Origin of the sequence: Echinimonas agarilytica (assembly GCF_023703465.1) — a bacterium.
GTDB lineage: Bacteria > Pseudomonadota > Gammaproteobacteria > Enterobacterales > Neiellaceae > Echinimonas > Echinimonas agarilytica.
Map to the genome: position 1 here is coordinate 581893 of NZ_JAMQGP010000002.1, position 18047 is coordinate 599939.

15 protein-coding genes and 1 riboswitch are annotated in these 18047 nt (G+C 45.6%); of the genes, 11 read left to right on the top strand and 4 right to left on the bottom strand.

Going from position 1 to position 18047, the window contains the following annotated elements; genetic code table 11:
• The first annotated feature begins 45 nt into the window (after positions 1–45).
• Complete coding sequence (locus NAF29_RS06805) at positions 46–1200, top strand: family 43 glycosylhydrolase (RefSeq protein ID WP_251260724.1); 1155 nt, start codon at positions 46–48, stop codon at positions 1198–1200.
• Between the two features lie 42 nt (positions 1201–1242).
• Here NAF29_RS06805 and NAF29_RS06810 read toward each other — a convergent pair whose 3' ends face one another.
• Positions 1243–1512 carry a hypothetical protein gene (locus NAF29_RS06810; protein ID WP_251260725.1) on the bottom strand — a complete coding sequence of 90 codons (270 nt, stop codon included), beginning with the start codon at positions 1510–1512 and terminating at the stop codon, positions 1243–1245.
• A gap of 229 nt (positions 1513–1741) precedes the next feature.
• Here NAF29_RS06810 and NAF29_RS06815 point away from each other — a divergent pair, with 229 nt between their 5' ends.
• From NAF29_RS06815 to NAF29_RS06840, 6 genes are all read left to right on the top strand, one after another.
• A complete protein-coding gene (locus NAF29_RS06815) occupies positions 1742–3313 on the top strand; it encodes an ATP-binding protein (RefSeq protein WP_251260726.1) in 1572 nt (523 codons plus the stop codon).
• 14 nt (positions 3314–3327) lie between these two features.
• Positions 3328–3999: a response regulator gene (locus NAF29_RS06820; protein WP_251260727.1), complete on the top strand. Its 672-nt coding sequence runs from the start codon at positions 3328–3330 to the stop codon at positions 3997–3999.
• A 117-nt stretch (positions 4000–4116) separates the two neighbouring features.
• Positions 4117–4875, top strand: coding sequence for a hypothetical protein (locus tag NAF29_RS06825; RefSeq protein WP_251260728.1), 759 nt, complete (start codon positions 4117–4119; stop codon positions 4873–4875).
• 166 nt (positions 4876–5041) lie between these two features.
• Positions 5042–5902, top strand: a complete 861-nt coding sequence (locus NAF29_RS06830; RefSeq protein ID WP_251260729.1) for a DMT family transporter — start codon at positions 5042–5044, stop codon at positions 5900–5902.
• Positions 5903–5945: 43 nt separating this feature from the next.
• Positions 5946–7244 carry a BamA/TamA family outer membrane protein gene (locus tag NAF29_RS06835; protein ID WP_251260730.1) on the top strand — a complete coding sequence of 433 codons (1299 nt, stop codon included), beginning with the start codon at positions 5946–5948 and terminating at the stop codon, positions 7242–7244.
• Between the two features lie 335 nt (positions 7245–7579).
• Positions 7580–7655: riboswitch (cyclic di-GMP riboswitch) on the bottom strand.
• Between the two features lie 162 nt (positions 7656–7817).
• Positions 7818–8036 (top strand): hypothetical protein, encoded by a 219-nt coding sequence (locus tag NAF29_RS06840; RefSeq protein WP_251260731.1) that lies wholly within the window; start codon positions 7818–7820, stop codon positions 8034–8036.
• 12 nt (positions 8037–8048) lie between these two features.
• Here NAF29_RS06840 and NAF29_RS06845 read toward each other — a convergent pair whose 3' ends face one another.
• Positions 8049–10253, bottom strand: a complete 2205-nt coding sequence (locus NAF29_RS06845) for a right-handed parallel beta-helix repeat-containing protein (protein ID WP_251260732.1) — start codon at positions 10251–10253, stop codon at positions 8049–8051.
• A 192-nt stretch (positions 10254–10445) separates the two neighbouring features.
• Between NAF29_RS06845 and NAF29_RS06850 the strand changes: the two genes are divergently transcribed.
• From NAF29_RS06850 to NAF29_RS06865, 4 genes are all read left to right on the top strand, one after another.
• Complete coding sequence (locus NAF29_RS06850; protein WP_251260733.1) at positions 10446–11075, top strand: hypothetical protein; 630 nt, start codon at positions 10446–10448, stop codon at positions 11073–11075.
• Positions 11076–11314: 239 nt separating this feature from the next.
• Entirely contained in the window at positions 11315–12139 is an 825-nt protein-coding gene (locus NAF29_RS06855) for a PEP-CTERM/exosortase system-associated acyltransferase (protein ID WP_251260734.1), read from the top strand.
• 262 nt (positions 12140–12401) lie between these two features.
• Positions 12402–13580: a formate-dependent phosphoribosylglycinamide formyltransferase gene (purT, locus tag NAF29_RS06860; protein WP_251260735.1), complete on the top strand. Its 1179-nt coding sequence runs from the start codon at positions 12402–12404 to the stop codon at positions 13578–13580.
• Between the two features lie 221 nt (positions 13581–13801).
• Positions 13802–15892 (top strand): hypothetical protein, encoded by a 2091-nt coding sequence (locus NAF29_RS06865; protein WP_251260736.1) that lies wholly within the window; start codon positions 13802–13804, stop codon positions 15890–15892.
• Positions 15893–15962: 70 nt separating this feature from the next.
• Here the strand turns inward: NAF29_RS06865 and NAF29_RS06870 are convergent, their stop codons facing one another.
• Positions 15963–16778, bottom strand: a complete 816-nt coding sequence (locus NAF29_RS06870) for a hypothetical protein (protein ID WP_285817662.1) — start codon at positions 16776–16778, stop codon at positions 15963–15965.
• Between the two features lie 199 nt (positions 16779–16977).
• Entirely contained in the window at positions 16978–17964 is a 987-nt protein-coding gene (locus NAF29_RS06875) for a TDT family transporter (RefSeq protein WP_251260738.1), read from the bottom strand.
• Positions 17965–18047: the final 83 nt, after the last annotated feature.

The window sequence follows — 18047 nt, forward strand, 5'->3', positions numbered from 1 at the left end:
AAATTAACAAAAGATAATGCCTGAATTTGCAGGTATGGAGAATAAATGATGAAGATCTTTAAAACTATTTGGGCCATGGTATTGGTGGCCATTAGCTTGCAGATTACGGCAGCCCAAAACCCACCTATTCAACAAGAAGCCGAGCACTACGGCGATATCGATGTGTCTCGGCCTGATATTCAGGTGCCCAGATCGGTGAAGCCCCTTTTTGATACTTGGTTGCGTGACACCTACGCCACATTGGGGCCAGATGGTTACTATTACCTTACGGGCACCTACAAAATGCCAGATAGGCCCACTGCCTTTGATGACTCGCCGGGCATTCCTTTATGGCGATCTACGGATCTGAAAGAGTGGGAGTATCGTGGCTTAGTGTTGGATCTCTATACCACCGATTTCTGGCAAAAAGATCACTACTTCGATCAAAAGAGAAAGAAGAAGGTGGACCTAAATGGCAACCCGGTGAAGCAGAAGCGCCGCACTGCGTGGGCACCAGAGATCCACTACCTCAAGAGTCAGAAAAACTATTTTGTGGTGGCCTGTACGCCGGAAAATCCCAATGGCCGTGGAACCTATATTTTGCGCAGCACCTCGGGTAAACCAGAAGGGCCCTATGAGAATATTGAGGCTAATAAAGAGGGCCCAATGTTTAACAATATTGATGGTAGCCTGTTTGAAGATGAGGACGGCACAGTCTATTTTGTGGGCCACAATCACTATATTGCCAAAATGAAGCCAGACATGAGCGGCTTGGCTGAAAAGCTAAAGCGAATAGAGCAGTCCAAATACAAGGCGGAGCCCTATATTGAAGGAGCCTTTATGCTAAAAGCTTTTGGCAAATATCACCTGATACAGGCTATCTGGTCGTTGAAATTGCCCGACGGTAGCTTTATGTATCGTAACAAGCACAAGGCTGAAAGCTTTAAAGATGGCAAGAAGCAGCGAGTGAAACAGTATTCTTACGATCTGGTCATTGCCACGTCTGACTCACCCTATGGACCCTTTGGCAGGCGTTATACTTCTGCCATTGGCGCAGGGCATAACAACCTGTTTAAAGACAAAGAGGGACGCTGGTGGGCGACCATGTTTGGTAACCCTAAAGGGACGTTAGACAGACCATTTATCGCTCGGCCAGCCATTATTCCAATGCGAGTGGTGGAGAGTAAGTTCTACCCTGATCATGAGTATAAGTTGAAATAATTGAATAAATCACAGCAGATGCCCGAAGCACTCTATTTCGGGCTATTTCAATGAGGTACTGCAGTTCATATCGCTTTCGTGAGTAACAAAACACCTTGATTTGAGAAAGAGCTCTTTAGACCCCGCAATGCCGGGCTTTTTTGTCATCAGAACACTTTGCGACCAAACCTTTAAGGTTTGCATTGCGTTAGAAGGTGATGGCGCTTTTGTACGCGTTGGAGAACGGTGTGGGCGCATGAAATAGGGCGCAGTAAAGGCTCCCAAAACAGGCTGAGCAAGCTTGCATTCTTCTATCTTCAGTTCCATTTTCATTTCATGTTTCTCCAAGATAAGGGTAATAAACGGTAATGGGTGACCGAGTACTCATGCGTTTGTTGGGTGAAAGTACTTGTCTAGATTAGGAGGCCAATGTGCATCAAATGGTCAGTAAATGTGCAACAAATATGTAAGTTATCTCAGCGTTGACTGAAACCCCTGTGATTGGGTTTACCTTTGTGGATGGACAAGGTGTAATACTGACGAAATAACTGGAACCGTTCATATGCGCCTACAAACAAAATTATTTTTGGTATTACTGAGCACGAGCTTAATGTTGGTAGGAGCGTTGGTTTTTTTGGTGCAAAGAAGCATTGATGAAGGGGTGCTGGATTATATTAATAGCCAACAACATAGTGCCGTAGCGCCAGCTGTTGAAGAGCTGCAAGATGAGTACCGCAGCGACCAATGGCATTCGTTAAAATCTGACCCTGAACGTTTTTATCATACGTTGCACAGCCATTTGGAAAACGGCGGCATTAGTATTCCTCAAGTCCCTCGCAATGGGCCGAATGCCCGTGTGCAGAAGCGCCCACCACCGCCAAGACGATTGCCTCCGGACTCGGGGCGCTACGCAGAACAAAGCAGCCCAATAAATCAGAAAGCTGAACGCCCAGCGGCTGGGACTCGTGAAGCCAATCAAATGCGCCGGCCACCACCGAAAGCCAGCTTTGAAAGGCAACAAACTCCAACTCGGCGCTTGGAACGCTTGCCGGGCTTTCATGAATTTGTGGTGACTTATGCCTCAGGAGAGCCTGTGGTTGGGCGCGTCAAGGAAGGTTCATTTTACTCAGAATTGCCGATCAATGTTGATGAGGAGATCGTGGGATATTTGCACATCGTGCAACGCATGAACTTGTCAGATGTGCACGAACTTGACTTTGTAAAAGAGCAACATCAATACATGATCACCGCAGGGTTGGTGCTTCTGGTGGGCGTACTGGGCTGCAGTATTCCGCTTGGGCGTCATATGTTATCACCGGTCAAGCGTTTAACTCAGGGCTTACACCAATTGGCGCAAGGCCAGTATGATCTGCGAATGCCCACCCAACGATCCGATGAATTAGGACAGCTTGGTCGAGATTTTAATGAGCTAGCAATGACACTTGAGCAAAACGAAAGCGCCAGAAAAAGGTGGCTTGCAGATGCGGCACACGAGCTTCGTACGCCGGTTGCGGTGTTGCGCGGTGAACTTGAAGCCATGATTGATGGCATTCGGCCATTGTCTGAACAAAATGTTCAATCGGCGCATCAAGAGTTGTCGCACCTTCAAAAACTCATTGATGATTTACATGCCCTCACTCGTGCTGAAGCTGGTGCATTGCGATATCAAAAACAACAACTCAACCTGAACGATTTAATTCGCTGGCGAGAACAATCGTTGAGTTTGATGTTGGCTAATGCTGGCATTGAGCTGGTGATGTCGCTTGAAGCTAAAAAATGCATGGTGGAGGCCGATCCGACTCGGCTCAATCAGCTGTTCGATAATTTGGTTCAAAACACCATTCGTTATGCTCACGGCGCAACACAATTGGTGGTTTCGACTCGGCGTGAAAAACACAGTGTTGTGTGGCAAATAGAAGATGATGGTGAAGGTGTTGCTGCCGAGCACTTGCCCAAGTTATTTGATCATTTGTATCGCGTGGATGAAGCGCGAACTCGCTCTAAAGGAGGCAGTGGTTTGGGCTTAGCGATCTGCAAAAAAATTATTGTGGCGCATCAGGCAAGCGTTGAAGCCGAGACTTCTCAAGCGGGTGGGCTGGCAATTATCATGACTTTTCCAACTGTTAAATCATAAAGGTACATTGTGCAATGGCGTCTGTATTAATCGTAGAAGATGAGCCTAAATTGGCGTCTATATTGGTCGACTATTTGACGCAATCTGATTATCACACTCAATGGGTTGATCATGGCAATGCAGCGATTGAAGCTGTACATCGGTATCAGCCGGACGTCATCTTATTAGACGTGATGCTACCTGGCAAAGATGGCATGACGTTGTGCAAAGAAATTCGCCAGTTTTCAGATGTGCCTATTTTAATGCTCACTGCACGAGTGGAGGAGATTGACCGTTTGTTAGGGTTGGAGCTGGGTGCAGATGATTACATTTGTAAACCGTTTAGCCCAAGAGAGGTTGTTGCCCGAGTCAAAGCTATTTTAAGGCGAGTCGGCCCAAAGGACTCTGATGGCGTGTCTCATACTGGTTTTTCCCTTGATGAAACCAAGTTTATGGTGGCATACAACGGTGTTCAACTGGAATTGACGGTGGTTGAATTCCATATTCTAAAAATGTTACATCGCGAACCCGGTCGAGTGTTTTCAAGGGATCAGCTGATGAGTGGCATGTATCAAGACAATCGAATCGTCAGTGAGCGAACCATTGATAGCCACATTAAGAAGCTGCGTAAAAAATTACTAACCCTCGACGATTCACTAGAACTCATTCAGTCGGTGTACGGTGCAGGCTACCGTTTTATGACCTAATTCGAGTTTATGAACCTTGAGCTAAATACTCCATAGGGGGGGCTACAACGTCTATTAACGACTTCATATTAAGCGTGTAAATTTTTACTCTGTGGCTTTTTAATATGGACTAAGATAATGAAATTGTTACATTTTACTACATTAGCGCTGTGCAGCGCAGTTTTAATTGCATGTAAAACGACACCATCAGAAGAAGTCGAGCAGCAAGCAAAGGTATACATTAGCAACGTACTTACAGATACCACGTTATACAGCGTGGATAAAACCAACCGAGATGGCTCTTCAAAGTCGACATTTGGTATCACTTACAGTGACATTCAACCTTTACCTGTAGGGGCTGGAGCTTGGATCTCTGTTGCGCAAACCGGGGCAAATAGTGACAAGTTTGATTGGCGACTCGATTCTGCCAATGGACCACAAGTACTTCACCGAGATACCAATACTGAATTTGGCCGTGGTGTAGCATTTGTCATCAATAACACTGATCTTCAATTAACAGGAAATTCAATCTTTTCATTTGAATATTTCAGTAAAGATGCGGATCCGTCTACACCCAATAAACTGCCCATGTTGTCGTATCGAGTTTGGGGCGTGCCCAGTGAAAGTTGGGACGGAATCTTCCAAATGACAGCGGGTAATGGTGAATGGGCAGCAGCCGGTGCGAGCAAGGCAAATATTCCCAACGCTAAAGATTTGGTCAGCAAATCTAAGTTGGGCATTGCGGATGACTGGAAAAAAGTGGAAGTGACGGCTGACGTGACAGGCATGCAGTGGATTTTTGTGTCTTTTGGCCACACTTTTCGTGAAAAAACGGTGGATAAAAAGAAATTAGAACAATACCTTGGCATCCGGAATGTGTTTGTTCCTTCGCCTTAGGCTATTCACTGTTGAAGCAGTAAGTTTTCAGACTTTGTTAGGGATGACAAAGTCTTAGTGTTTTAAATGAGCTTTCCTTTTCAAAAAACGCCTCCCTTTTTCTCTGTTCGCCTGTACTAAAATTGCGTATGGTTTGTGCTCTGGCTCATTTTAAGTATTTGGCAATATGCCCAAAGCATTACAACCTATTGTTCTCACAACTATTGCATTGATTGCATTCGCAGCTAACTCTGTTTTGTGCCGAATGGCACTGAAAGATGAGGGCGTCGATCCGTCATTTTTTACCTTGGTGAGATTACTTTCTGCTGTTGGAACCTTGCTAATCATTGCTCTATTTACCAATCGAATGAAAGGGCTTTTATCGCAAGGAAGTTGGTTGGCAGGGTTTGCATTGTTTGCATACGCAGCAGCATTTTCTTTTGGCTATGTGTCGCTGAATACCGCCACTGGCGCACTTGTTTTATTTGCCGCTGTGCAATTGTCGATGCTGATCATTCATTCATTTTCAGGGCATCGAATTTCTAAATCTGAACTGTTTGGAGGTTGTTGCGCTGCCGGCGGCTTGGTGTATTGGTTGCTTCCCGAACTTCAACAGCCTACGGTTTTTGGCTTTTTATTGATGCTTTTGGCGGGTGTAAGCTGGGCCTTTTACACCGTACTTGGACGTTCTAGCACCGACTCAATGAGTGCAACGGCAGCCAATTTCCTACGAGCCTCTGTAATGGCCACGCCTTTGATACTTCTTATTCCTGAACAACACTCACTGGGCGATAAAGGAATTATTTTGGCGATCACATCGGGAGCAATTGCCTCTGGATTGGGCTATGTTATTTGGTACGTTGCATTAAAACATCTATCGGGTAACCGAGCGGGTCTTGTGCAATTATTGGTTCCGATGATTGCGGCCCTAGGCGGAATTATATGGGTTAACGAACCCATTACCCTGCGATTGCTAGTTGCTGGGCTGCTCGTTTTAGGGGGGGTCTATGTGGCGATGACTCCTTGGGGTCGTGTAGGCAAAAACTAATGCGTTGCAATCGTTGGGCGGTTTCTAGCCAAGGGGTTATTGAGTGAAATCGGTTCAGTACATTTTTATTGTTGTGAGTTTATTTGTTACGTCCGCGTCTCAAGCGATCAACCTTGTCAAAGTTCAGGGCAAAGAAGACTTACCTGTAGAAAAACAGCACGCGCTATTGCCTTACGCCTTTTACAATGACAGTACTGAATTTGCGGTGGCTGCTGCATTTTTTGGGATTGGTTATTTGCAACCGCAAACCGTGATGGTGGCCAATGCCTTTTATTCAAGCAATGATTCCTCTAGTTTCTTTCTTTACCTGCAAGACTATCGCTTGTCGAATCGATGGTTTGTGGATTTAAAACTGCTCACAAGTGACTGGGGAGAGTTCGATTCTTACCGCGCGGGAAACCCCAACTTTCCAGATGAAAGGGCTGGGAGCAACGACTCTGATAAAGATAATTTTATATTAAGCAAAGGTTCTGATAACTATCATCGTGTGAATTTTAGGTATTTGCTGCCCATTGGTGATGGGCGCGGTGATCCACTGCATACCTTTGTGGTCGATCAGCAAGGGTTGTTGGTTCCCGGGTATGAAGCCGGCGCGCGAGAATGGAATCCATTCACAAGTGGCCGAACACGATTTGATGTTGAGGCTTTTTATCGAGAGCAAGATCTAGAGGATGAGTTTGATAACCAAGCTGAATTTAAAACCAATGGGCTTACATTTTTCTTAGACTACGATAATACCGATTATTATCGAAACCCAACTCAGGGAAGCCGACAGTCACTTTCTGTCATACGAGATTGGGGAATGCAAGATGATGATGGCGCCTCTTGGACCGCTATTCAGTTTGAAGCTTCCAAATATTTTAGCTTTGGACAAACGCAAAGTGCACTGCAACGTGTTCTAGCGTTAAATTTATGGTATTCAGATTCGCCTACGTGGGACTCATTTGATAAGCGAGGTGAGGACAAGGTGTTTCATCGCCCACCCTCATTTGCAGGGTCGACGTTGGGCGGCCTTGATCGAATGAAAGCCTATAGCACCGCGCGTTTTAATGACCGGTCAGCCGTATATTATGCCGCCGAATATCGACATATGCCGGCATACAATCCATTTCCTAAAATTCCATTACTAAAATATCTGAATATCCCTTGGTGGCAGTGGGTTGGATTTGCTGAAGTAGGGCGTGTTCACGATGAGTGGGATTATTCTGAGTTACACAAAGATTTAAAGTGGGATGTTGGAGCAGGACTGCGCGTTGATGCAGAAGGTATTGTGGTACGCGTCGACATAGCACAAGGCGGCGAAGGCTCGAATGTTCAAATGTTCATCGGGCATACTTTTTAGCTGGGAGAAGTATTTGAGTCGCGCAGCCTGCTCATCTCTCCTCGGGGGAAGGAAATAAGAGTGTTTTGCACGCGGCTCAGTCTAGCCGAACCGCCAGCTCTATCGCCGCAAAAAACGGTTGAGGTTGCAGAGGGCGCAACGGACTAATGAGTGGAGCTATGAAGATTTTTTGAGCGGTTTGCTTTGTTCTCTCTACACTTGGGAATGCATTGAATAAAGCAACTGGATGAATGCTATGTTTAGAAGTCATTGGTAAATGCATTTGAGATGTGTCCTTTCGAAATTCAAATGCTGAGTCTGGCTGATAAACAGTGGACTTCTATCCTCACTGTTACGCTGGTAACCCCGCTATCTTTCTAGAGACCGGAAGTTTTGCGTCCCAATCTCGCGACTGGTTTGCCATTGTCAGCGGATATGAACAATTTTTGTTCATTGCTAAACTCATTGCATCATGAACGAAGTACTCTGCCAATGTAAACGTTGTGTTGTTAAATTGTTTACAAAATGGCGGTGGGTTCACAAAATTGTTGAGTTGCCGGTTTTTAACGAACAAAGAAACGAGGGAATTGAGAGATGAAAATAATCATCGGGCTAGTGGCAGTGATTGCGCTGAGTGGGTGTGCAGATCGGCAGGCGTATAATGCCATTAAACACAATAAAGAACAGCAGTGCCGACTTTTACAAGAGCCGGATTATAGTGACTGCATGAATGAAGTGAATGACAAAAGCTATGAAGAGTATGAGGACGATCTCAAGAGTTTGCATGAGGAGTCGCCCGTGCCCACCGAGTGACTCCTCAAGGTGTTAAAGGTTAGTATTTCTGATCGCGATGAGCGTTGTATTGGTGCCTCTATCTCGAACATAGATGTCATATAGGTCTGAGTTGAATTCGTCATGTATGTAATAGTTATCGCGAATATCAGTTTGGCCGAGCAAAGTATTGTTGATGTACACAATAAAATTGAGTGTGTACCAAGATTGGCTTCCGTCTTGTTCAAATAGCCCACAATTATCAAAGGTATTATTGGTGATGGTTAAGTCACTGATCTCACCTAAATAAAAATATATTGCAGCGGCTTCACATTGTTTGATGGTGTTGCCATCAATCACAACCGTTTCAAGAGCGGCTTTATCGGGTACATTTCCGGTATCGTTTGAGTAATTAAAGTTGTATCCGCCAATCGCGCCCGCATATTTGGAGTTATTTTGCTGCAGATATGAAAAACTTCCATTCATGTATTCAATGGTGTTGTTGGTGATTTCAATGCGATTTGCACCATTAAATTTGCTGCCGCTATAAAAGTAGATGCCTGTTCCAACTCGAACCGAAGGCGCTGTTGGGTTATAGTAAGGAAACTCATGCGGATACATATAGACCAAGTTGTTGTCCACTTTAGCGCCGTCTAATCCTAAAGGCGCATGAGTAGGTGCAATCCCTTCACTCCAAATTAAGATGCCACTGCGTGACACATGCATTTCGTTGTCCGACAACACAATGTCGTTCGCTTTTCCGCCCCGACTGATGCCAGCAAGGTTAAAACCTACTTGAGTTTTCTCAACGTAATTGTGTTTGATAAAACCCGAGCGAAAATGCGGTTCAAATGCCGTTCTAGGTGCGTGAAGCCAACTTTCTCCTACCACGCTTGAATGAGTGATTTCACCATAGTCGGTGTCGATATTGACAAACGATTGGTCATAATCAACGCCGTGGGTCGTACCGTTGAGCCATGTAACTTGATTCACAATGACACTCTCGGCGCGGCCTAAAATATCAGTGGGAGCGCTGTAGTAGCGGTTGTTGTAGATGCTAACGACAGAATCAGCATTCTTAATGGTTAAGCCTTGATACAGCAAGTCACCAAATCCAGTGGCTGAGGCATAGCTTGCGATTGACGAGCGCACGTCGGCGGGAATTAATGCGTCCTTCACATCGTATGATTCAAGTAAGCGATGTTGTGCGTTGTGGTCTATGGTGAAGTCGACAAACTCGGCACGGTCAGGATCGCCAGAGATGGCTAGAATGCCCCGATAATCAGAACTGATGTTGTCTGTGGTTGATGTGGGTGCGAGCGTAATACTTCCAGTGCCCAATACTATGAAGTCGGAACGATCAGGCAGTGTGATGGCATATAGGCCCTTGCCAACCGTATCAATCAAGTAATCGGCGCTCAGCTCGTACGCGATACATTGCTCGTGGACTGAGTCAAACTGGCTTTGCAAACCTGCACGCTGATCTGAGGGTGTTCCGAATTCGGGTTGAAGTGAAATGAGCGAGCGTGTTTGACCATTGATACAAGGCTCTAGATCGGCCACATTCAATGTGGGTAAGCACTCATCTCCTGAACAGGCGCGCCAGATTTCTAAATCGTCGAAACTCACAGTGCCATCGCCGTAGCCCGTGACTGTAGGCATCACTCGAATTTCATAGCGAGTCATATGGCTATTCGTGGGAAAGCTGACCAGCGTGATTAAATCGGTCCACATACGGTGTTGGGTTGCTTCGCCATAAGTTGCTGCAGACCAATTGCTTTGGCCTACTTCACGGTACTGCACAGCAATCTGGCTGCGCCAGTTTGCTAGACCTGCATTTGAATCGTTAACCTTCATGCGAATTAATAAGTGTTGTTGTTCAGGGGGCAAGTCGACAATGAAGTCTTTCTGCCAGCCGCTGACATGTTCCATACCGCTCATCTCATTGTTGATATCGACCTTCAAAGAGATGTTATGCGCGCTATAGGATGTTTCATCGATAGCAAACAAAGGGGTGCTATCGTCGAGAAAGTGATAACTCCAGCCATTAAAGCTTTGATTGCTAGCTGGAGTGTTGACGTCGATCTGTTCGGTCCAGGGCGCGTAGTCTTGCGCAGAGCCGATGGTATCAACTTCGGATGCTGCGACTAAAGAATGTTCTGAAATAAATAAGGATGTGGTGGCATCAATACTAGCAACGGCATTGATGCACCAAGTAATCGCGAGGATACCCACAAAAGAGTTGACCGTTTTCGACATTATGAAATTCCACAGTTATGAAAAATCGGCGAATGCTAACACATTGTTAACCCAAGTGTTATGGCCCATCCTGCTACTAACAAGGAGCCTTTGGAGCAATCTGGGTAGATAACAAGTCTTCAACATTGTCAGCCTCTATGTCCATTGCTATGGTTAGAGTTCATCTATGATTCATAGGGTTAAAGTGTATTTATGCCACGCCTCCTGCGCCATTTTGTTCCGCTTTTCATGATACTTTTTGTTCATTTTTCGAGTACAGCTTCCAATTGGGATGTGGCATTTTTAGCTGGCCCATCTGGGAGTGATAGCTTTGAAAGCAGCGATGAAGATGATTTTAAGCTTGATACCAAGAGTGGCAACCATGCTGCGATGGTGGTGAATTATTTACAGCGCTACAAAGGCTCTCACCGTTTGCAGTACGAGCTATATGTAGGACAGACCGACACAGATTTAACGTTGAAAGATCTTCATACGCTCGACACTCAGCGATACGACATGAATATTCGTTATTACCATATTGGCGGCACTTATGAGTTATCCGAGCCCGATCGGGCAATGATTCCATTCGTCGGAGCATCGTTAGGCATGAGCCAATTTGATGCTGAAAGCTTCGATACTGAGAATGAGTTTTCTATGGGTTTTTCAGGCGGTTTTAAGTGGCTTTACAAAGAGTCCGTGGGGGTTCGGGTTGATGGTCGCGTCTTTGCCACTTTTATGGACACCAACAGCGCTATTTTTTGCAGTGGCGGCTGTATTGGAGCGGTGCAAAGTGATGTGTGGTGGCAATATCAAATCACGGCAGGTTTGATGGCTCGCTTTTAATGAGAGTATGAGCTCAATCTATATTTTGAATGACACTGTATTATGCACTAAGTTGGTTAAGTTTTTATTATTTATTTTTTAACATAAATTTAACATTTTTATATATCAATCAATAAATTAACTCTCTTCTTGTTTTGCCTTGCGAGCTTGCCAATGCTCGACTAATTTCAAACTTCAGTATTGGGGAATGGTGTTACTCGCCAAGGCGTTTTTGATTCAAATAAGAAGAGGTTCATTTCATGAACTTGGGGTTAGTGCGTGCTTTTTTTGATGAATACCAAATAGTATTCGCAAATACGAAGCAACTTATTCATCAAGTGTTTTCAATTCGACATCAAGTGTATTGCGAAGAATATCATTACGAACGCGAAGCATGGCCGGGGATGGAAGTAGACGTTTTTGATGCCTATTCTCATCACTTCCTGATTAAGCATGTTGAAACCGATCAATATGTGGGTACGATTCGCACCGTACTGCCGCAGTATGAATCTGAGCAAGGTCTACCAATGCAGCAATATACTGCATTGAAATACCAACCGGAGCAGTGGAACCCAAACTTGTGGAGCAAGCCACAAGTGGCTGAAATATCTAGGTTAGCAGTGCTTAAACAATATCGCAGTATCGGGCTCAAAGCACGCTACTTGAGCCGCAGAATGCGTCAGTTACCGATTGTTGTTATCGCGCTATACGTTGCTGTCGCTGCTGAGTATCGATTGTCCAAGCAGCGCCAATTTCTTTACCTAACGGTACAAACGCGCCTAGCTCGTCATTTAAAAATGGTGGGAGTTTGTTTTGAGCAAATTGGTGATGAAATTGATTGTAGAGGCCCAAGAGCTCCCTTTGTATTACGTCGAGAGGTTTGGAATACCGGATTCCGCGGCGAAATAAATGACTTATTCACCACCGTTATCAATAAGTTGGAAGACGAAAATATTGCTCAGCAAGGGTTTGTTGAAGTATCTCAAAATGATGTCCAAGTAGAACTCGGCCATGAAAACCGTACAGAGCAAGAACCTTATATATCTCCAAAAGTATTGAAAGAAAATAGGGGGATAGCAACTTAGCATCGAACTCCAGCGGTGCTGTCAGGTAACTCTGCGAGTGTGATTCCTGAGTTCAGGGTGAGCTTTGAATTGTTGCCATTGATTGCATAATCTACGAGGTGAAAATGCACTTGAGCGCAGGCTAACTCTTGCAGATCACAGCTATGCCTCTCATCGCAGCGGAACTTGACGAGGGGATTGTTGATAAACCTTTGCATCGATCAAAAGTTTGGTGAAGCGATGGTTTATACTCAACGGCTGTTTAGTTAAGGAACTCAAATCGATGAAATTAGGTACACCATTGTCTGCTTCCGCGACCAAAGCCCTATTGCTTGGTGCCGGTGAGTTGGGGAAAGAAGTTGCTATTGAGTTGCAGCGCTTAGGCGTAGAAGTCATCGCTGCGGACCGTTATGCCGATGCCCCAGCAATGCAGGTCGCCCACCGACAGGCTCATCTCGATATGCTCGATGCGGAAGGCTTGCGAGCGCTGGTGGAACGAGAAAAACCTGATTTGATCATTCCTGAAATTGAAGCCATTGCAACCGATGAGCTGATCAAGCTCGAAGCTCAGGGAGTGAGCGTGGTTCCAAATGCTCGCACCACCTCCTTGACCATGGATCGCGAAGGTATTCGTCGCTTAGCTGCTGAAACCCTATCGATTCCAACATCGCCATTTTTGTTTGCAGATACACAAGCGGAGTTTGAGCGAGCCGTGGATAACATTGGTTGTCCGTGTGTGGTTAAACCGGTCATGAGCAGCTCTGGTAAAGGTCAGAGCGTGGTGAAACAAACGTCAGATATGCAAGCTTCTTGGGATTACTCTCAAGAGGGGGGGCGAAGCGGTGAAGGCCGAGTGATCGTTGAGGGGTTTGTTGATTTTGATTATGAAATTACCTTACTGACGGTGTTTGCTGTGGACGGTATTCACTTTTGTGATCCCATTGGACATCGCCAGCAAAATGGTGATTACCGAGAATCATGGCAGCCTCAAGTGATGACGCCCAAAGCTCTTGAACGTTCTCAGCAGATTGCTGAAAAAGTGGTGCGAGAGCTCGGCGGATTCGGGCTTTACGGTGTTGAATTGTTTATTAAAGGTGATGACGTTTACTTCAGTGAAGTGTCGCCACGCCCGCATGACACAGGAATGGTGACACTAATTTCACAAGACGTGTCGGAATTTGCACTGCATGTTCGAGCTATTTTAGGTCTTCCTGTGGTGGCTATTCAGCAATATGGGCCGTCCGCTTCGGCTGTAATTTTGCCTGAAGGTCACTCGTCTCAAACCCAGTTTGGCAACCTAGAACAAGCGCTGGCGGCCCCCAATACCCAGCTTCGCTTGTTCGGTAAACCTGAAATAGCCGGACAGCGGCGAATGGGAGTGGCACTTGCGCGTGGAGAATCAATTGATCAAGCGGTTGAAAAAGCAGTGAATGCTGCGAATGCGGTGCAGGTGACATTCTAGTTGTCTGCTTTTAACAAACACGGAGATCAATTTGTGTTTCTCCGTGTTTCTTTCCATGACTCATCGCCCAATCGTTTCGCTTTTAGTGCGAGCTTCATGACCGACTCACAGTTCGTATTATCAAGCCCTTTTGTGTAAGCATCTAGCGTAAAATTCCAGCCTGTTTTTCGTAAGCTTCTATCTCTTTGGTGATATAAAACGCACAGACTGAATAGAGTGTTATGAACACAAAATCTAATTTTCGTTGGTTTTTAAAGCAATCGATAGGTACGGCAATAGGACTCGTAATTGCTATATCCGTGGCACAAGCCGACACCATTGAACTCTCGCTAGACGCCCAAAATCGCACTGTTTTTTCCGTCAATGAACAACCCTATTTATCAGCTCCCAGTGAAGGGTTGTGGTCATTAGCGGTCAATTCGGACGACACTCAAGCTGTGCAATGGCTCAGTGCAAAACCCTCGTCAATTCGTCACGAAGTCAACGGCACTATTATTCGTGGTTATTTGGATTTAGCACAAGGTCGTTGGGAAATGACCGACAGTTGTAACCCTCAAAGCAACCGTTTGCGATGTGTAAGGCGCATGGAGTGGTTGGGTCAAGAAGAGTTGAAGGGTGTCATTTTATCCATTCGTTGGCAGGTACCACAGCGCCAAACATCGCCGTTTCAGCCTGGCTTGCTGTACTACGGAAATCCTGCTGGCAAAAAGAATTCGTTAGTTCGCTCGTCACATACCAATGCGCAAGAAGGTGAGTTTAGCCTTTTTGAAGAGCATCGGTTTTCAATGCCATTTACGAGTTTGGAGTGGCAACACGGGGGGCAATACAAAGGCGCTGCCCTGCATGTGATACCTAGCCCAGTGCCACGTGCCAATTTGCCCGACCAGTGGTGGTCTCTGGGGGTTGAATATTATGCGAATCATACCGAACTTAAGTCTTTATCAGGGCCTATTGGCTACAACCAAAAAAGAGCTGTAGCCAAGTTGTTTCAAAAACAATCTGCACCATACGCAGGAGCGACGATGACTGTTAAACCGGGGGATGTGATTGAAAAAATTTACTACCTAGAAGCTTATGATGTAGCTCGTGAAGGCGATGGATTTAGACGTCCTGTGCATACATCAATTGATATTTTTAAACCCATTTCATACGACGATTTTCCAACGGTCGAGGACATCATTGAATCTAAGTTAAGGTTTGCTGAATCCCGATATTATGAAGGGGATGATTTTGCCGGATTTAATATGTTTGATGCTAATTTTAGGCGTCAGATTGTTATGGGGTGGGCTGGTCAGTCGGATGCGCCAGGCTATTCATTTTTAGCTTTGTCGCAACGCTTGAATCGTCCAGATTTAGTTGATAAAGCACAGAAATCGATGGATTTTTTGACCACTTCTCCATTTGTGAAAGAGGGCTTTCAACTCAGGTTTGATAGTGACAAAAAGCAATGGTCACATCAAGATCAGGTGTCGCAAGGTCAAGCCATGTATATGTTTGCTAAAGCCATCGAGCACGGCCGCCAAATGGAGCATGTTGATACGTCTTTGTGGGAAGGTTTCTTACTCAAAGCTGCTATCTTTCACGCCAATCGTGTGTTGGATTCAGCATGGTACCCCGAATCAACCAACGAAGCTTTTCATGTTGCGCCCTTGGTATTGGCTTATGAGTTATTTGGCCAGCAATTGTTCAAAGAGGCAGCGATCAAAGCAGCAGAACACTACGCCAAGCGTCACTTGTCGATGCGAGAGCCTTATTGGGGCGGTACGCTTGATGCTACAGGTGAAGACAAGGAAGGGGCGTGGGCAGCGTTGCAGGCGTTTATGGCCGCCTATCAACTTACAGGTGAGAAAAAATATTTGGACTGGGCGCAGCATGCCGGTGATGCAGTTTTAAGTTATACCGTGGTTTGGGACATTCCCATGCCCGCTGGGCGCTTAGCCAATTTAGGCTTCAAGTCTAGAGGTTGGACAAGTGTGTCGCCGCAAAATCAGCATCTTGACGTATATGGCGTGTTGACGACACCCTGGTTGTATCAGTTGGGAGAACTGACCGGAAATGCAGACATGAAACGCCTAGCTGTGTTGATGTTTCGTTCGTGTGGACAGTTAATTGATGCGGCTGATTCTCAGGGCGAGCAAATTCAACAAACAAACTTTGTACAAAGTCGTCTATTAATTGACATGGCTGGAGAAAACGCGAGGCCTTGGGAATTTAGAGGTGGCTATTCAGAAGAGTGGACGGTGCTTTGGATCACGAGCCACTTTTTAACTGCCTATGCGCTATTTGAAGAAATGGGTGTTGAACTCGACTAAGCCTGGCAAACTTCGCTCTCACTCAATTCTCGCAATTTGGTTAGAGCGATGCTGCTGGTGCCCGCCCTACTTAATTGTTTGATTGGGGATACGTTAAGTTCAGTCCTGGCGTCATGTAAAGGTCATCATACTTTAAACCGCCATTGCCATACGGAGATGACATTGGACCCGTATTACAATTCATCATGAAGTGTGTGAGCGGAAGTTCTCGCTGCATGCGAAATGTAGCCTCGCTAAACACTTTTGTTTGTGTTGGAAATTCCTCGCCTCCTTTCAAATACACGTCGTAGCGCTGGCCACCTTGGGCTTTTGTTGCATTATTGACCACATACCAAGTCTCATACCAAGTGCCAGCGACTAAAGGCATTGCCGAACGATTAAGCTTTGGGTTGATGACGTTAGCGTACCCCTGCTCAACTTTAACCATCAGGGCACCATCATTTTTAAACCCATTCGACTCTATTTTGTCAGTGACTCTTAAGGTCGGTTCAAAGGCGTTGTAATCGTTTTTTTTAATTCCCAAACCATCCATATTGCTGATACCAAAGGCGTGGTTGTTTGGAAATGACTGCACATTGATACGCGTATAAAAGGTGTAGGTCGAGCCAACTGGTACAGACGTAGGGAGCCGCGAGTAGGTGAGGGCTTTTCGGTTTCCTATGACGCCCTCGGGCGCTGGTTTTTTAAGTAAATAATGATTGCTTACACCGTCAATTATTTCCAATTGCACTTGCGTGACTTGAGGCGTTTCAACCCGTGGCTGGGTTTCATTCTTAGTGTCTTCTTGGATCCACGACGAAAAGCGTTGTGGGGACTCAAAGTCGTCAATGAGCAACCAAGGTTCTGCGTGTGCAGTCAATGAACTCGTGACGAGCACTCCTAGCATTCCAAATTCAAGTGCAGCCTTAATCTGAATTTTCAAAGTCACAATCCTTTGTTCACCGGTATTGGTGATGACGACCAACCCTTAAAGTTTAAACTCAATTTATTGTAATGGTTGTTTTACACTTTGGTCAATCCAGTTGGTTATCTTTGGTTCTGTTTGTTGGTTGCGCCTGTTTGCCATTCTGGCGTTAAATTTAGGATCATAGTGATTGCTCGCCAGCTGACACTTTCAGTGTTTTCTGATTGAGGATTTGAGCGTAGTGACGTAAGTATCGAATCACAACATAGCCAACCATAGAGCTAGCTAAGGCAAGTTCAATTCGGGCTAGAACATAAACCATGTCACTTAACGCGACTGGTAACGCCGTGCCATATCGTTGTTCCAGCAATAGCAATGCAGACGCACCGATCACCATTGGAAAAGTAAATGCCGAATATGCCGGCGAGAACTCTAATCGAAGCAGTTTAAACATGGCCAAATAGATCAGTGCTGTCATCATGACGGCAAGGCCAGCAAGAACACACACCAATGCAATATTTGGCGACTGAAATAATGCTAAATAGCCAGCCAAGCATAGGCTTGCTGGAGCGCCTAGTACTGCGATAGTCGGCAACGTGTTGGGTAGTGGACGTGCAGCAAACAACAGACGATAAGCAACAACCGGCAGTAGAAACCAGTATGAGGCAAGTCCTAGCCAAAATAGTGCTTTAGCGAGCAGATCGAAGCCCATGCCTGGAGCCGTCACCGTAGCGACTACGATACCCACAGGTGGAATGAACCAACTCGGCATGACCTGACTAAGTTTGAATCCATGGATTTGGTGGTAGAAAAAACGCAACGCCAATGCCACATGAATGACAATGGACGATAGCCAAAGTACTTTGGCTAGGGCTGATGACAATGGTAGAAGTGCAGCTGCAACCACCATGGTTGCCATACATATAGTGGGCATGACACTGCCGACTATATGATGCTGAAGTTCTTCTTGGCGAACATGTGGAGCGAATAATAATTTACTCCAAAGCAGCAATAATGCCGCGCCTGCAATACCGCACAACACAGATTTCAGGATCATCGAATGGCTTGGAAGTAGCATACTCCACGCAGAAGAAAGGCTTGCTGTGGCGAGTGCTAATCCGCCCATCGGGGTGGGAACTGCATGAATATGGCGATTGATGCGGGTCATTGATGAGAACTCCTGAACCTTTGAAGACGGAGTGACTATAAGCGCAGCTTAGGTATAATTAAATCTGATATTACTTATAACTT

Excerpts from the sequence above, each read along its gene's own strand:
- NAF29_RS06805 (WP_251260724.1), top strand. The coding sequence starts at position 46 with ATGATGAAGATCTTTAAAACTATTTGGGCCATGGTATTGGTGGCCATT.
- NAF29_RS06810 (WP_251260725.1), bottom strand. The coding sequence starts at position 1,512 with ATGAAAATGGAACTGAAGATAGAAGAATGCAAGCTTGCTCAGCCTGTT.
- NAF29_RS06815 (WP_251260726.1), top strand. The coding sequence starts at position 1,742 with ATGCGCCTACAAACAAAATTATTTTTGGTATTACTGAGCACGAGCTTA.
- NAF29_RS06820 (WP_251260727.1), top strand. The coding sequence starts at position 3,328 with ATGGCGTCTGTATTAATCGTAGAAGATGAGCCTAAATTGGCGTCTATA.
- NAF29_RS06825 (WP_251260728.1), top strand. The coding sequence starts at position 4,117 with ATGAAATTGTTACATTTTACTACATTAGCGCTGTGCAGCGCAGTTTTA.
- NAF29_RS06830 (WP_251260729.1), top strand. The coding sequence starts at position 5,042 with ATGCCCAAAGCATTACAACCTATTGTTCTCACAACTATTGCATTGATT.
- NAF29_RS06840 (WP_251260731.1), top strand. The coding sequence starts at position 7,818 with ATGAAAATAATCATCGGGCTAGTGGCAGTGATTGCGCTGAGTGGGTGT.
- NAF29_RS06845 (WP_251260732.1), bottom strand. The coding sequence starts at position 10,253 with ATGTCGAAAACGGTCAACTCTTTTGTGGGTATCCTCGCGATTACTTGG.
- NAF29_RS06850 (WP_251260733.1), top strand. The coding sequence starts at position 10,446 with ATGCCACGCCTCCTGCGCCATTTTGTTCCGCTTTTCATGATACTTTTT.
- NAF29_RS06855 (WP_251260734.1), top strand. The coding sequence starts at position 11,315 with ATGAACTTGGGGTTAGTGCGTGCTTTTTTTGATGAATACCAAATAGTA.
- purT (WP_251260735.1), top strand. The coding sequence starts at position 12,402 with ATGAAATTAGGTACACCATTGTCTGCTTCCGCGACCAAAGCCCTATTG.
- NAF29_RS06865 (WP_251260736.1), top strand. The coding sequence starts at position 13,802 with ATGAACACAAAATCTAATTTTCGTTGGTTTTTAAAGCAATCGATAGGT.
- NAF29_RS06870 (WP_285817662.1), bottom strand. The coding sequence starts at position 16,778 with ATGCTAGGAGTGCTCGTCACGAGTTCATTGACTGCACACGCAGAACCT.
- NAF29_RS06875 (WP_251260738.1), bottom strand. The coding sequence starts at position 17,964 with ATGACCCGCATCAATCGCCATATTCATGCAGTTCCCACCCCGATGGGC.